At 32.1% G+C, this 13,719-nt stretch carries 13 protein-coding genes and 1 other annotated feature; of the genes, 7 read left to right on the top strand and 6 right to left on the bottom strand.

Annotation, left to right across the window (positions count from 1 at the left end; all coding sequences use genetic code 11):
- Positions 1-185 precede the first annotated feature (185 nt).
- The gene (rd, locus tag B8978_RS18720; RefSeq protein ID WP_084117808.1) at positions 186-347 is read left to right on the top strand and encodes a rubredoxin; all 162 of its coding nucleotides are present in this window, start codon (positions 186-188) and stop codon (positions 345-347) included.
- Between the two features lie 29 nt (positions 348-376).
- Here rd and B8978_RS18715 read toward each other — a convergent pair whose 3' ends face one another.
- On the bottom strand, positions 377-1,618 hold the full coding sequence (locus tag B8978_RS18715) for an MFS transporter (protein ID WP_084117807.1): 1,242 nt from the start codon (positions 1,616-1,618) through the stop codon (positions 377-379).
- 177 nt (positions 1,619-1,795) lie between these two features.
- On the opposite strand from B8978_RS18715, the gene B8978_RS18710 reads away from it, so the two are divergent.
- Positions 1,796-2,365: an HD-GYP domain-containing protein gene (locus tag B8978_RS18710; protein WP_176212755.1), complete on the top strand. Its 570-nt coding sequence runs from the start codon at positions 1,796-1,798 to the stop codon at positions 2,363-2,365.
- Positions 2,366-2,947: 582 nt separating this feature from the next.
- On the opposite strand, the gene asnB is transcribed toward B8978_RS18710, so the two are convergent.
- Positions 2,948-4,789 (bottom strand): asparagine synthase (glutamine-hydrolyzing), encoded by a 1,842-nt coding sequence (asnB, locus tag B8978_RS18705; protein WP_084117805.1) that lies wholly within the window; start codon positions 4,787-4,789, stop codon positions 2,948-2,950.
- Positions 4,790-5,319: 530 nt separating this feature from the next.
- Here asnB and asnS point away from each other — a divergent pair.
- Entirely contained in the window at positions 5,320-6,711 is a 1,392-nt protein-coding gene (asnS, locus tag B8978_RS18700) for an asparagine--tRNA ligase (protein ID WP_084117804.1), read from the top strand.
- 59 nt (positions 6,712-6,770) lie between these two features.
- Here the strand turns inward: asnS and B8978_RS18695 are convergent, their stop codons facing one another.
- Together B8978_RS18695 and B8978_RS18690 are read right to left on the bottom strand one after the other, a co-directional pair.
- Positions 6,771-6,953 carry a hypothetical protein gene (locus B8978_RS18695; RefSeq protein ID WP_084117803.1) on the bottom strand — a complete coding sequence of 61 codons (183 nt, stop codon included), beginning with the start codon at positions 6,951-6,953 and terminating at the stop codon, positions 6,771-6,773.
- A 145-nt stretch (positions 6,954-7,098) separates the two neighbouring features.
- Positions 7,099-7,383 (bottom strand): hypothetical protein, encoded by a 285-nt coding sequence (locus B8978_RS18690; RefSeq protein WP_084117802.1) that lies wholly within the window; start codon positions 7,381-7,383, stop codon positions 7,099-7,101.
- 201 nt (positions 7,384-7,584) lie between these two features.
- Positions 7,585-7,842: a binding site (T-box leader), on the top strand.
- Between the two features lie 68 nt (positions 7,843-7,910).
- On the opposite strand from B8978_RS18690, the gene ilvA reads away from it, so the two are divergent.
- Entirely contained in the window at positions 7,911-9,122 is a 1,212-nt protein-coding gene (gene ilvA, locus B8978_RS18685; protein WP_084117801.1) for a threonine ammonia-lyase, read from the top strand.
- 147 nt (positions 9,123-9,269) lie between these two features.
- Here the strand turns inward: ilvA and B8978_RS18680 are convergent, their stop codons facing one another.
- A complete protein-coding gene (locus B8978_RS18680) occupies positions 9,270-10,526 on the bottom strand; it encodes a glutamate-5-semialdehyde dehydrogenase (protein WP_084117800.1) in 1,257 nt (418 codons plus the stop codon).
- A 27-nt stretch (positions 10,527-10,553) separates the two neighbouring features.
- Positions 10,554-11,369, bottom strand: a complete 816-nt coding sequence (proB, locus tag B8978_RS18675; protein ID WP_084117799.1) for a glutamate 5-kinase — start codon at positions 11,367-11,369, stop codon at positions 10,554-10,556.
- Between the two features lie 198 nt (positions 11,370-11,567).
- Here proB and proC point away from each other — a divergent pair, with 198 nt between their 5' ends.
- The 3 genes from proC (at position 11,568) to B8978_RS19575 (ending at position 13,624) form a co-directional block, all read left to right on the top strand.
- A complete protein-coding gene (gene proC / locus B8978_RS18670; protein ID WP_084117798.1) occupies positions 11,568-12,377 on the top strand; it encodes a pyrroline-5-carboxylate reductase in 810 nt (269 codons plus the stop codon).
- Positions 12,378-12,460: 83 nt separating this feature from the next.
- Positions 12,461-13,321, top strand: coding sequence for an AraC family transcriptional regulator (locus B8978_RS18665; protein WP_084117797.1), 861 nt, complete (start codon positions 12,461-12,463; stop codon positions 13,319-13,321).
- 102 nt (positions 13,322-13,423) lie between these two features.
- On the top strand, positions 13,424-13,624 hold the full coding sequence (locus B8978_RS19575) for a hypothetical protein (protein ID WP_139796082.1): 201 nt from the start codon (positions 13,424-13,426) through the stop codon (positions 13,622-13,624).
- Positions 13,625-13,719 lie beyond the last annotated feature (95 nt).

Below are 13,719 nucleotides of genomic sequence, written 5' to 3'. Positions count from 1 at the left end.
TCACCATTAACGGTATCATCGTTAATTCTTTAATCTTGCCACTCTGGCAATCTTTCACCTTTTTACTCACGCAGTAGAGTAAAAATCTTTAACCAACTTGATTCGCAATTTCACACTATTATGAATAAATTTCGTTTATTTTTATAATGTATATAACAAAATAATATGAGGTAGGAGGAGTTAATATGAAAAAATATGTTTGTGTAGTATGTGGATATATTTATGATCCTGAGGACGGAGACCCAGATAATGGGGTGGATCCAGGAACTGCCTTTGAAAATATTCCAGAAGATTGGGTATGTCCTCTTTGTGGGGTTGGTAAAGATCAATTTGAAGAAGTTAAATAAATATAAAAATAAAAGGGAGTGTCGCAAAACTACTTTAAAGTAGTAAGCGATACTCCTTTATGCATAGTTGCTATTGCCGCTGTAACAAGAATTACTCCCATTATGGCGGGGGAGGAATGTCCAAGAGATACATACAAACCACCACCAAGCATTGGCCCAATTATTCGCGTCAAAGCCTGAATGGATTGACTGCCTCCTTGAATCCTGCCTTGTTCCTTGGAGCTCACGGCACTGGAAGCCATGCCATTTACTGCAGGTCCAAAGATTGCATCTCCAAAACCGAATATAATTGTTCCAACGATAAAAAATGGAAAGTATGAGAATATTCCAGATGCCGCAAAGAAGCCGTAAGCTATAGTTTCGGATACCATGCCGAGAATCGCTATTTTTTCTACTTTTAGCTTCATCAGAAGCTTAGGCATTATAAAACTTTGAGTAATAATATCAAGTGCACCCAGGACAGAGAACATAATTCCTATTAGGGTAGGCCCCCACTTAAAAGTATCTTTGGCGAATTGTGAAAAAAGAGTTTGTAGAGAACCAGAGGGTACCCCTAACAAGAATATTGCAATGAAAATCCATTTTAGATTTTTTATAGAAAATATACTTGCGAATTGAGTAAACGGATTTAATCGCACGAGTTGGATTTTGTCCAATCTGCGGTCTTTTCTAAGACTTTCAGGCATGTAAATGACTCCATAAATAACATTTAACAAAGTTATTATAACGCCAAAAAACATGGGGATAGAATAACCGAAATTGGCAAGTAAACCACCTAGACTAGGTCCAACGATGGAACCAGCACCAGCAGCTGCACCAGCCCATCCAAAGTATTTGGTTCGTTGCTCTTTTGGAGTAATATCAGCGAAATATGCAAGGATAGTGCTAATATTTCCACCTGTAAGTCCGTCTATTATCCGACCTAGAAACAGTACCCATAGAGCTCCACCTATGCCAAAAATCAAGTATCCAGCTGCGGAGCCCAAAAGGCATATTATGAGCACTGGACGGCGACCATATCGATCGCTTAAGGCTCCAAGTCCAGGAGCTGCTAAAAACACGCAGATTCCATATATGAAGGTCAGCAGTGCAATAATCATAGCTTGACTTTCCGAGCTACTCACATAGGGTTGTACTAAGAATGGGATTACAGGTGTTGTGAGGCCAAAACCCATTCCATAAAGAAGTACAGAAGTAAGACCGAATATTAAAGCCTTTTTATCAATGCTTTGTTCTGTAGAGTGTGTATTGATTGATTTTGTTTTACACATTTAAAATATCACCTCTTAAAAAAATTATGTTTCCTAGGAAACATCAATATTTTATCATTTTATTGTTTCCGTGTCAACAATATTGAGGCCATTATTTGAATGTATAGAAATTTGCTGTATGGATATAATCATAATACTTATTTATAGTTATAAGAAAGTAGGTATTGTATGTATATTATGAAGAAGACAACGGAGATTAATATGGTAAGAGCATTTCTTAATTTTATAGAAATAAAGGATAAGTATACAAAAGGACACTGCCAAAGAGTAGCAAAGTATTCAATGCTAATTGGTGAGAAAATGAAACTAGGAGAAAATGATTTAAGACAACTAAAATATGCAGCGCTATTACATGATATAGGAAAGATTGGTATACCAAAGGACATATTAAAAAAGAAGGAAAGATTACATGAAAGGGAATATGAAATTATAAAAAAACACTCAGAAATAGGTTATGAAATAATATGTAAAATTGATTTTTTAAGAACAAGTTCAGAAATCCTATTGCAGCATCATGAGAGAATCGATGGACGCGGGTATCCAAGTTGCCTTAATGGCAATAGTATAAGCATATTAGCTAAAATAATTTCTGTAGCTGATTCTTATGATGCTATGACAAGTAAAAGGATATATAAAGATAATGTGCTTTCTAAAAAAGCGGCTACAGAAGAATTAAGAATAAATAGTGGAACTCAATTTGATCCTAAAATTGTTGATGTATTTAGCAATATTATAAAATCTAATTGAGATGTACAACTTGTTTATTTTGCAAATAAAAGTTATTCATAGCAGTAATAGATTGCGAAGCAAGGACTAAAGAATTTTATCATAGCTAAAGCTAGATAAAAAGATTAAAGAAAGCCTTCGGCTAGATGAAAGAATTGACGAGGCTAAAGCCGTCAAAAGTGATAGAAGTTACTTACGTAACAGGTTAAAGGATGAATTTCATAGTTTAAAGTAATTGGACTTATATGTTTTAAACCGGAGGTTTGGTTTTTAGGCGTAGCCTTATGGAAACAGATATCTGCTTAAGTTTTTAGTGCTACACAAAATTTAAGTTGGAGATACACGACCTCCGGTCAAAAAATGGATGTCAATATACTTTAGATTATATATTTTAAGTTCAAAGATTTTTCGCACGCATCGCGTAGAAAAATCCTCCTTCCCTTTTGCTGAAAGCAAATTCTCTCACCATTAACGGCATTAACGTTAATTCTTTAATCTTGCCAATCTGGCAATCTTTCACCTTTTTACTCACGTAGTAGAGTAAAAAGCTTTAACCAGTTGCTTCGCAAGTTCTTAATATTATGAACTATGAGTTAGAGTACATTACATTTCTATTTCTACATTATACAATCTAAGCCACGTATCTATTTGTATTAAATAAGCCATAAGTTGAGGTCCGGTCATAAGCTGGCCATACCAAGGTTTTGTATATGCAGCACCACCAGTTTTGACAATTTCAGAAACAAATGGAATATCAATTAAATCTAGCAATGGAGAAGTAGGATCCTCTAAAATGCTTTTTAACCACCTTTGAACTATTTTGGTGTATTTAGGGTTATGAGTTTTAGGGTAAGGACTCTTTTTTCTATCTATAATATCTTGTGGTAAAATTCCAATTAAGGCTCTTCTTAGAATGCCTTTCTCTCTATTATCACAAAAACGCATTTCTGGAGGAATATTAAATGCATATTGAACTAATCTGTGATCAGCAAAAGGTACACGAGCCTCTAAACTGTTTGACATACTCATTCTATCTTTTCTAGTTAGAAGAGTTAGCATAAACCATTTCATATTAAGATAAAACATTTCTCTCATTCTGCTAGCATATTTACTTTCACCATTAACATGAGGAACTTCTTTTAATGTATTTTCATAATGTTCTTTTACAAAACTATCTAAGTCCAACTTCTTTAAATCACCGCTTAGTATCTTGTTTCTTTCACCTACTGATCTAGACCATGGAAAAGTATTTGCATTTATATCTTCTTCTCTTCGATACCATGGATAACCACCAAATATTTCATCGGCACATTCACCAGAAAGTACTACAGTTTTATCCTTCCGTACTTCTTTGCAAAATAGGTATAAAGAAGAATCAATATCAGCCATCCCTGGAAGATCATTTGCTCGAACAGCATCAACAAGAGCATTTGCTAATGCTTCATTTGAATTAACAATGCCTTTATGATTGCTACCTATATATTCATGCATTTTTAATGCCCAAGAACTATCAGAATTTGGCTGAAATTCATTTGCTTTAAAGTACTTATCATTATCCTCATAATCTATTGAATAAGTGTCCAATACTTTTCCTTGTTTTTTTAGTTCGGTAGCTGCAATAGCTGAGATTGCACTTGAATCTAAACCACCAGATAAAAAAGTTCCAATAGGAACATCTGCAACAAGTTGTCGCTTTATAGCATCATATAAAAGACTTTTTACGTGATCTGCAGTTTCATTTAAAGTTTCGGTATGAATTTCACACTGCACCTTCCAATATTCTTCTAGTGTGAATTCATAAGGGGTGAAAATTGCGCAATGAGCAGGGGGAACTTCATGTATATCTTTAAACACACCACTTCCAATAGCACGACCAGGTCCAAGGCCGAATATCTCTGTTAAACCTTGTTTAGTTAAAACAGGTTTAACTTTAGGATGCGCTAAAAGAGTTTTAATTTCAGATCCAAATATTAAAGAGTTATCTTTAATAGTGTAGAAAAGTGGCTTTACACCAAGAGGATCACGAGCCATAAACAAGCTCTTATTTTTTTCATCCAAAATAGCAAAGGCAAAAATTCCGTTTATATATTCTAAGCATTTGTATCCCCAATGGATATATGAAGTTAGAAGAACTTCAGTATCAGAATAGGAGTCAAAACTATAACCTTCGTTTATTAGAGTTTTTCTTAAGTCTTCTGTATTGTATAATTCTCCATTGTAGACGATAATGAACTTATTACCATCTATATTTTTAATCATAGGTTGCTTACCGCCCTCAGGGTCTACAACGACAAGTCGTCTGTGTCCAAGTAAAGAATGTTTTGTAAAATAATAACCAACTTCATCTGGGCCTCTCTGTTTTAAGGTATCGGTCATGTTTTCAATCACATATTTATTGTACAATATATTTTCTTTAAAATTTATCCAACCAGCAATTCCACACATTTCACTAATCTCCAATTATAAGTAGTATATATTATACAGTATGATTTATGTTATAAATAGGTTACGATATATATATAATGCCATTCTATTATATAATCCTATAAAATTTAATTAAATTATAATGTTTTAAAGGAAATAATGTTAAATCTTCATTAAGTTAAATGTTGACATAAATTGAAAGTAAGATTATAATTTTCGTGTAAATAACGTTATGAAATTAATAAATAAGTAAAAAAAACTATATTAAATTACATATGTGGAATGAACAGCGCAAAATAAGGTATAATATAGATATAAAGTTATTATGAGAACAGTAAATATAGCAGGACTAGAGGTATCCCAAACCTTACAGTGTAGGAGTATCCTATAATATATACTCGTAAAAGTCTGGCCATTAAATGGAACTAGGGTAGTAACGCGGAATAAACCTTTCGCCCCTTGAATTCAAGGGTGAGGGGATTTTTTTTATAGACATTAATACGTTAAGTAAAATTCGGAATAATATTGAATTAAGCAGGAGGAATAATACAATGGAGTGTACACTTGTAAAAAAAATATACAGGGAAGCAGAAAGTTTCAGCAAAAAAGAAGTGAAAATATCAGGTTGGGTTAGAACTATAAGAGCATCTAATGCTTTTGGTTTTATAGAAATAAATGATGGAAGTTTTTTTAAAAACGTTCAAATTGTTTTTGAAAAAGAACTTGAAAATTTCAAAGAAATATCTAAAATAACTATAAGCTCTTCTTTAACTGTTGAGGGAGAAGTAGTATTAACACCAGATGCAAAACAACCTTTTGAAATACACGCAAAGAAAATTATTGTTGAAGGAAACTCAGATTCAGATTACCCACTTCAAAAGAAAAGACATAGTTTTGAATATTTAAGAACAATTGCACATTTAAGACCTAGAAGTAATACTTTTTCAGCAGTTTTTAGAGTACGTTCATTAGCAGCATTCGCTATACACAAATTTTTTCAAGAGAAAAATTTTGTATACACTCATACTCCAATAATAACGGGAAGCGATTGTGAAGGCGCAGGAGAAATGTTTAAACTTACAACGATGGATTTGAACAATATTCCAAAGGATGAAAATGGAGATATTGATTACAAAAAAGACTTTTTTGGAAAAGAATCAAATCTTACAGTAAGTGGTCAACTTTCAGCAGAAACTTTTGCGTTAGCTTTTAGAAGTGTTTATACTTTTGGACCTACATTTAGAGCAGAGGATTCTAATACAGCAAGACATGCAGCAGAATTTTGGATGATTGAACCAGAAATTGCTTTTGCAGATCTTGAAGATGATATGGAACTTGCAGAGGAAATGGTCAAATATGTTATAAACTATGTTATGGAGAATGCACCTGAAGAAATGGCTTTCTTCAATAGCTTTGTTGATAAGACATTGTTTGACAGACTCAAAAATGTTGTAAGTTCAGATTTTGGTAAGATAACTTACACTGAAGCTGTTGATTTATTATTAAAATCTGGAGAAAAATTTGAATATCCGGTTGAATGGGGTATAGATCTTCAAACAGAACATGAAAGATATCTAACTGAAAAAATATTTAAGAAACCACTGTTTGTAACTGATTATCCAAAGGATATAAAGGCCTTCTACATGAGAATTAATGATGATGGAAAAACTGTTGCAGCAGCAGACTTACTTGTTCCAGGTGTTGGAGAGATAATTGGAGGAAGTCAAAGAGAAGAGAGACTTTCTGTGTTAGAAGCTAGAATGGAAGAGCTTGGATTAAATAAAGAAGATTACTGGTGGTATTTAGAACTTAGAAAATATGGTGAAACAAAACACGCTGGTTTTGGTCTAGGATTTGAAAGAATAATAATGTATATTACAGGAATGGCAAATATAAGAGACGTAATTCCATTCCCAAGAACTACAGGCTCAGCAGAATTTTAATAAATTATTTAGTACGTCTAGTAATTAGGGGTGACTGTGTCAAAATAAAACTTAAAAATTTATTTTGACACAGTTACTTTTTCATATTTAAATTTAAGCATGAATCTTTCTGCGATATTTAAGCTTTTAAATATTTTACTTGAGGAGGATGTTACAGCTATATATATTGTTTTGCCTGCGTGTATAGTTTCAGCTATAGAAGCTCTAGTACCACCTTTAATGTATTCACTAACTATTCTCATTTTTAAAATCTCCTTTCGTTTAATTTATATATTATATATTAGATTATAATTATGACAAGGTTATGACAACATTGAATATTAATTGTAAATAGTTCGTTCAAATTCATGACGAGATAAAAAAATAAAAGAGCTAATTCAGCTCTTTTTATTTTAAATCATCTTTAATTTTTACTGCTTTATCAAAATCTTTTTTGTAAACAGAATAGTTGGACCATATTTGTTTATATGGAATTATTTTAGTAACCTGAGAATAAAGGTTATTAACAACTGGAATATTATATACTCCTAAGCTTTGAACTCCAAACAAAATCATTCCTACAAAAACTATCAACACAACAAATTTAATTATAGACTGTGCTATTTTTATGAATATGTAAAATAAGATCAAAGCAATAAAAACTGATATTACTGTATTTGTATTAATATTCATTAGTTATTTCCCCCTATATTAGTTGAAAATTATTATAGCATAAATATATGTAAAGTTCAAAGAGGTATATAGAAAAGAAACAAGTTTTCCACAGCTGTTATCAAATATTATCAACTCCTGTGTATAATTTTTTTATTAAATTTCTGTTGACATTTTTTAATAAAAATAATATACTTTGTTACAAGCTTAAAAATTAATAATATTAAAACTAAGATGGAGAAAAAGATATTTAATATATTAACTTAAGAGAGTCAGTATACGGTGAAAGCTGATGTTAGTATGAATATGTAATAATCACTCCGGAGTTTTTTAGTAGAAAGATTTTATCAAGTAAACTAAGACGTATACCAGCGATATATGGTTAGGGTTGAACATTTAGTAGACCTAAAATGAGTGGCAGTTAGTAGAACTAATTGCAAATAAGGTGGTAACACGGAAATTTAATCTTTCGTCCTTATAGACATATATGTGTTTATAGGGATGAAGGATTTTTTTATTTACAGATTAAAAAGGGGGCACTTTGTATCATGAAAGAAATTTTAAAGTTAGAAGATGTAGTAGAGGCTAGAAGTAGAATAAAGGATATATGCGTAAATACTAAATTAATCTATAGCTCTGAATACAGCAGAGAATGCGATAATGAAGTTTACATAAAACCTGAAAATTTACAGATTACTGGGGCATTTAAGTTAAGGGGAGCATTAAATAAGATATGTAAGTTAAGTGATGAAAAAAAGAAGAAGGGATTAATTGCATCTTCAGCAGGCAATCACGCACAAGGAGTTGCTTATGCAGCAAGTAAACTCGGCATAGAAGCAACAATTGTTATGCCAGAGACTACACCTCTTATAAAGGTTCAAGCTACTAGAAATTATGGAGCAAATGTTGTACTTAAAGGTAATGTTTATGATGAAGCCTATGAAGAAGCTAAAAGGTTGGAAAAGGAAAATGGATATACTTTTGTTCATCCATTTGATGATGTAGATGTAATGGCAGGTCAAGGAACTATAGCCCTTGAAATCATAGAGGAATTAAAGAATGTTGATGCCATATTAGTACCAATAGGTGGAGGTGGACTAATAAGTGGTATAGCAGTAGCAGCCAAGTCCGTTAACCCTAACATAAAAGTAATAGGTGTTCAAGCTGAAGGAGCAAATCCAATGCAATGTTCTTTTGAAAATGGAAAGTTAGTTTGTGCAGAGAATATTGACACTATTGCCGATGGGGCTGCTGTAAAAAATCCAGGGAAAATAACTTTTGAAATAATAAAAAGGTATGTGGATGATATTGTTACAGTAAGTGATCAAGAACTTATGGAAGCTGTTTATATTCTTATGGAAAAGCATAAACTTGTGGCTGAAGCTACAGGTGCAATGTCATTAGCAGCATTAAGCAGATTAAAATTTAAAGGTAAAAAAGTAGTATCTGTTATTAGCGGCGGAAATATAGATGTTGTAACAATGGCAGCTCTTTTAAATCATGGATTAGTTTCAAGAGGAAGAATATTTTGTTTTTCAGTAAAACTTCAAGATACCCCAGGACAACTTTTTCAAATATCAAAAATTTTATCAGATCAAAAAGCTAATGTAATAAAATTAGATCATAACCAATTTAAGGCTATTGATAGATTAAAACACGTGGCATTAGAGGTAACAGTTGAGACAAATGGACACGAACACATAGAGGAAATAACTAAGGCTTTAAATGAACACGGATATAATGTGGAGAAGGTGTACTAAATTATAATACAAATAGATTGCGAAGCGGACGTTCAAACCCATCACCTCGCTTTAGCGACCCATCACCTTTTCACCGCGAAGCATTGGTGAAAACCCTTCACCCGTACTTCGCAATTTATCACTATTAAGTCTAAATCTTTGTATCTATCATTTCCTAACCTGTCCATTCCCATATACAACATATTTAGTAGTTGTAAGTTCATTTAGACCCATTGGTCCTCTTGCATGAAGCTTTTGAGTACTTATGCCTATTTCAGCCCCAAAGCCGAATTGACCTCCATCAGTAAATCTTGTAGAGGCATTGACGTAAACAGCAGCAGCATCAACTTCGTTTAAAAAACGTTGAGAGTTCAAATAATTATTTGTTATTATAGCCTCAGAATGCTTTGAACTATATTTATAAATATGATTCATAGCATCATCTAAGGAATCAACAATTTTAACAGCAAGTATTAGGTCTAAAAATTCTATTTCGTAATCCTCTTCAGTTGCTTGTATGATATTTGGTATAAACTTTTGTGTTTCATTACAACCTCTTATCTCAACACCTAAACCTTTAAGTGTTTCACCTAAGTGTGGAAGAAACTTTTCGGCGATATCCTTATGGACAAGAAGAGTTTCCATAGCATTACATACGGCAGGTCTTTGAGTTTTGGCATTTATTACGATATCTTCAGCCATTTTTGTATCAGCATCACTGTCCACATAAACATGGCAATTTCCAACACCTGTTTCAATTACTGGTACTGTAGAGTTATTAACCACATTTTTAATTAAACCAGCGCCACCTCTTGGAATTAATACATCCACGTAATCGTTAAGCTTCATTAATAAATTTACAATTTCTCTATCTGTATTATCTACAAATTCAATGCAACCTTCTGGAAGTCCTGAGCTTATAGCTGCTTTGTATATTGTATTGTATATTTCTAAATTGGAGTTAATAGCTTCACTGCCGCCTCTTAAAATAACTGAGTTACCACTTTTTATACAAAGAGCAGCAGCATCAACGGTTACATTTGGTCTTGCTTCGTAAATGATCCCTATAGTTCCAAGAGGTACTCTTATTTTATTGATTTTTAGCTCATCTTCTGTTTTCCATGATCTAATTCCTTCACCTATTGGGTCAGGAAGTGATGCCACATCTTTAAGACCATTTGACATAGACTCTAGTCTGTCATTGTTCAAGGACAATCTATCAATAAATGCTTTGTTTTTTCCTTCATTAATTGCATTTTTAATATCTTTTTTGTTTGCATCTAAAATTGATTGAGCATTAGACATTAAAGCAGCTGCCATGTTTAAGAGAGCTTTGTTTTTAGTATTTGTTGTGCAAGTAGAAAGGGTTCTAGCAGCTAATTTTGCATTTTTAGCCTTTGTAACAATATAATTATTAATATCCATTTAGCGCTTTAGTAGCCTTTAAGCTAACTAAAGTTCACCCCCTTTATTTTTTCCTACAAATAAAGTTCCAACTTCTTTATTTGATATTATATCCTTTATAATAGTATCATTAGAACCATTTGCTATTATCATTGAGACACCATTTTTTGTGGAAATCTTCGCAGCTTTTAGTTTTGTAGCCATACCACCAGTACCAAGCTTTGATTTAGATATTCCAGCATAACTTTCAATTTCTTCTGTTATTTCTGGAATGTAAGTTAAAAGCTTTGCAGTTTTATTTGAGTGTGGATCACTATCATATAAACCGTCAATATCTGAAAGTAAAATCAGTAAATCAGCATCTATTATAGTAGCCACAAGAGCTGAAAGAGTATCATTATCTCCAACTTTTATCTCATGTATGGCAATAGCATCATTTTCATTTACTATTGGTATTACTCCATGCCGTAGAAGTTCATTAAAAGAATTTTTTGCATTGTTATATCTAGTTTTATTTGTTATATCATCTTTTGTAAGTAAAATTTGGGCAACAATCTGACTATATTCAGAAAAAAACTTTTCATAAATATGGAGTAAAATACCTTGACCAATTGCAGCAGCTGCTTGTTTTTCAGGAATTGTCTGAGGCTTTACTTTTAAACCAAGTTTAGTAGCACCAACACCAATAGCACCTGAGGTAACTAGAATAACATTTTTACCTTGATTGTGTAAGTCTGACAATTGTCTAACAAGTTTTTCTATTCTATCAAAGTTTAATAATCCATTTTCGTAAGTTAAAGTGGAAGTACCAACTTTAATAACAATTGTTTTTGCATTTTCTAAATGTTCTCTTCTTGTTTTCATTTATAAAACCATTAAAAGCAATTAGGCTCTTATCCTTTCGCGAATTATGAAAATTTATATTGTAATGTTAATATATCAATAAAAAATAGGTGTTTAAAATTTTAAATTAAATATAAAAAACAAAAATTACTATGATATAATTAAACCAATTATATCACAGTAATAAGTGAACTTTCAATAAATATAGGAGTGATAAGAATGTCAAAAAACATAGGTTTTATAGGTTGTGGAAACATGGCGAAAGCAATGATTGGAGGAATAGTTACATCTAAACTATATTCAAAAGAAAATGTAATTGTAAGTAACCCCTCTAATCCATCCTTGGAGTATATAAAAGATAAATTTGGAATTATAACTACAAATGATAATCTTAAGGTGGCAAAATTCTCAGATATATTAATACTTTCAATCAAACCAAACAAATATAAAACTGTTATAAATACTATTAAGGATTTAATAAAAGAAAATACAATAATAATTTCTATAGCAGCAGGAATAAGTATTAAAACTATAGAAGAATATTTTGATAAGGAAGTAAAAATAATTAGGACTATGCCTAATACGCCAGCAATGGTAGGGGAAGGTATGAGTTCACTATGTAGTAATAAAAATGTAAATGAAGATGAAGTTACATTAGTAGAAGATATTTTTAGAGCATTTGGACAAGTAGAAGTTGTTGATGAAAGCCTTATGGATGTGGTTACAGGAGTATCAGGTTCATCTCCTGCTTTTGTATATATGTTTATAGAAGCACTTGCTGATGGAGCGGTACTTGAAGGTTTGCCAAGAGATAAAGCTTATAAGATGGCAGCACAAGCGGTGCTAGGTTCAGCAAAAATGGTACTTGAAACGGGTAAACATCCGGGGCAGCTAAAGGATGAAGTTTGTTCTCCGGCGGGAACAACAATAGAGTCGGTTTACTCTCTTGAAAAAAATGATTTTAGAGGAAGTATAATTGAGGCGGTAAAAGTGTGCGTTGAAAAAGCAAAGGCTATGGGAAATAAATAATAGCTGTCAATATAAAGCAATTTAAAACAGGAATAATTCCCTCTAAGAGAATACAATTAACCTATGGAAGAGGTGGTGGAAACATGAATTGGATTGAAGACATGAATAAAGCTCTTGATTATATTGAAGAAAATTTAGAAAATAATATATCGTCAGAAGATGTTGCAAAAGCAGCACATGTGTCTAAATTTTATTTTCTAAGAATATTTAATATACTTTCAGGCATAACAGTAGGGGAATATATTAGGCAAAGAAGATTATCACTTGCGGTTAAAGAAGTAGTTTCAACAAAACATAAAATAGTAGATATATCACTTAAATATGGTTATGAAACACCGGAAGCGTTTACCAAAGCATTTAAAAAACTACATGATATTTCTCCTTCAGAGGCAAGAAAAACTAAAGAAAATCTTAAAGCCTTTCCACCATTCTCATTTCAAATAATTGTTAGGGGAGAAGAAAAAATGAATTATAGGATTGTAAAAAAGGATGAATTTAAAGTTGTTGGCATAAAGAAGCGCGTCACTAATAAAAACGGTGAAAATTTTAAGGCAATACCTAAATTTTGGGATCAACTATGCGAAAACGGTAGCTACTCTATACTTGATAAAAATAAAGGCAAATTAGGAGTTATGGGCATTTGCTATAATTTTGACATGGAGTGTAACGAATTTGATTATATTATAGCAATAGAAGGAGAAAACATTGATGGCTTAGAGGAGTTTGAGGTGCTTAACATCAAGAGTCATACGTTTGCTATATTCGAAAGTATTGGACCAATGCCAAAGGCTATTCAAGATACTTGGGATAGAATTTTTGCAGAGTGGTTTCCAGCTACAAAGTATGAACATGCAGATGGTCCTGAACTTGAAGTATATTATCCTGGAGATTCCAGCAGTAAAGATTATAAGAGTGAAGTGTGGATACCAATAATAGACAAGTAAACAATGTTTAAATTCCAAATAGTGATAAAGTGTGAGGTAAAGACTAAAGAATTTTATCATAGCTAAAGCTAGATAAAAAGATTAAAGAAAGCCTTCGGCTAGATGAAAGCTTTGACGATGCTAAAGCCGTCAAAGGTGAGAGAAGTTACTTACGTAACAAGTAAAGGAAATTTTTCTTCCTTTGTCAGAAAAATAATGAATTTAAATTTATATGTCTTAATATTTAGAGACAACTCTACAATATGTTTTAAACCGGAGGTTTTGCTTTTAGGCGTAGCCTCTGGTGTTAATATGATAGTTTAATATGGTAATAATAACTATAGATTGAATACCACGACCTCCGGTCAAAAAAATGAACATCAATATACTTTAGATTATAACCTCTTAATTTAAAGATT

The organism is Clostridium acidisoli DSM 12555, from assembly GCF_900176305.1.
Lineage (GTDB): Bacteria > Bacillota > Clostridia > Clostridiales > Clostridiaceae > Clostridium_I > Clostridium_I acidisoli.
Note: the sequence above shows the minus strand (reverse complement) of the source record. Positions and strands in the feature narration are given on the sequence as shown.

Bases quoted from the DNA above. Each gene is read 5' to 3' on its own strand.
- B8978_RS18710 (WP_176212755.1), top strand. From the start codon at position 1,796: ATGAAGAAGACAACGGAGATTAATATGGTAAGAGCATTTCTTAATTTT.
- proB (WP_084117799.1), bottom strand. From the start codon at position 11,369: ATGAAAACAAGAAGAGAACATTTAGAAAATGCAAAAACAATTGTTATT.
- B8978_RS18690 (WP_084117802.1), bottom strand. From the start codon at position 7,383: ATGAATATTAATACAAATACAGTAATATCAGTTTTTATTGCTTTGATC.
- B8978_RS18680 (WP_084117800.1), bottom strand. From the start codon at position 10,526: ATGGATATTAATAATTATATTGTTACAAAGGCTAAAAATGCAAAATTA.
- B8978_RS18715 (WP_084117807.1), bottom strand. From the start codon at position 1,618: ATGTGTAAAACAAAATCAATCAATACACACTCTACAGAACAAAGCATT.
- asnS (WP_084117804.1), top strand. From the start codon at position 5,320: ATGGAGTGTACACTTGTAAAAAAAATATACAGGGAAGCAGAAAGTTTC.
- B8978_RS18695 (WP_084117803.1), bottom strand. From the start codon at position 6,953: ATGAGAATAGTTAGTGAATACATTAAAGGTGGTACTAGAGCTTCTATA.
- B8978_RS18665 (WP_084117797.1), top strand. From the start codon at position 12,461: ATGAATTGGATTGAAGACATGAATAAAGCTCTTGATTATATTGAAGAA.
- B8978_RS19575 (WP_139796082.1), top strand. From the start codon at position 13,424: ATGAAAGCTTTGACGATGCTAAAGCCGTCAAAGGTGAGAGAAGTTACT.
- asnB (WP_084117805.1), bottom strand. From the start codon at position 4,789: ATGTGTGGAATTGCTGGTTGGATAAATTTTAAAGAAAATATATTGTAC.
- rd (WP_084117808.1), top strand. From the start codon at position 186: ATGAAAAAATATGTTTGTGTAGTATGTGGATATATTTATGATCCTGAG.
- proC (WP_084117798.1), top strand. From the start codon at position 11,568: ATGTCAAAAAACATAGGTTTTATAGGTTGTGGAAACATGGCGAAAGCA.
- ilvA (WP_084117801.1), top strand. From the start codon at position 7,911: ATGAAAGAAATTTTAAAGTTAGAAGATGTAGTAGAGGCTAGAAGTAGA.